The organism is Brevundimonas sp. SL161 (assembly GCF_049896985.1).
Lineage (GTDB): Bacteria > Pseudomonadota > Alphaproteobacteria > Caulobacterales > Caulobacteraceae > Brevundimonas.
The window spans coordinates 1-577 of record NZ_JAFCVJ010000093.1 but is presented as its reverse complement, the minus strand read 5'-3'; the positions used below and the strand labels follow the sequence as shown (position 1 = coordinate 577).

Annotated in this window: 1 pseudogene; it reads left to right on the top strand. The window is 63.8% G+C overall.

Going from position 1 to position 577, the window contains the following annotated elements:
- Positions 1–577 (top strand): annotated as a pseudogene (locus ACP7AU_RS17795) (IS5 family transposase); the annotation flags it as partial.

Genomic DNA, 577 nt, shown 5'->3' with positions numbered 1-577 from the left:
GGCTGCGCTGGCGTGACGCGCCGCCGGTCTATGGCCCACACAAGACGTTGTACAATCGCTGGAAGCGATGGAGCGAGGCCGGCGTCTTCATCAGGATGATGCAGCGGCTGTCTGGCGCCTAGGCCGAACGGCGCACCGTCATGATCGACGCGACCTATCTCAAAGCGCACCGCACGGCTTCGAGCCTGGGGTAAAAAAAGGGGGTCTTGGGCGGCTGATTGGACGCACCAAGGGCGGCATGAACACCAAGCTTCATGTCGTGACTGATGCGAACGGACGCCCGATCAGCCTGTTCGTGACGGCGGGCCAGGTCAGCGACTACACCGGTGCAGCCGCCCTACTGGACAGCCTGCCCAGGGCGCAATGGCTGCTGGGCGACCGCGGGTATGACGCGGACTGGTTCAGGGAGGCCTTGCAGGCCAAGGGCATCACGCCCTGCATCCCTGGTCGGAAATCCAGGACCGAGCCTATCCGTTACGACAAGCGCCGCTACAAAAGCCGAAACCGCATAGAGATCATGTTCGGCAGGCTCAAAGACTGGCGGCGCGTCGCCACCCGCTACGATCGATGCCCGACC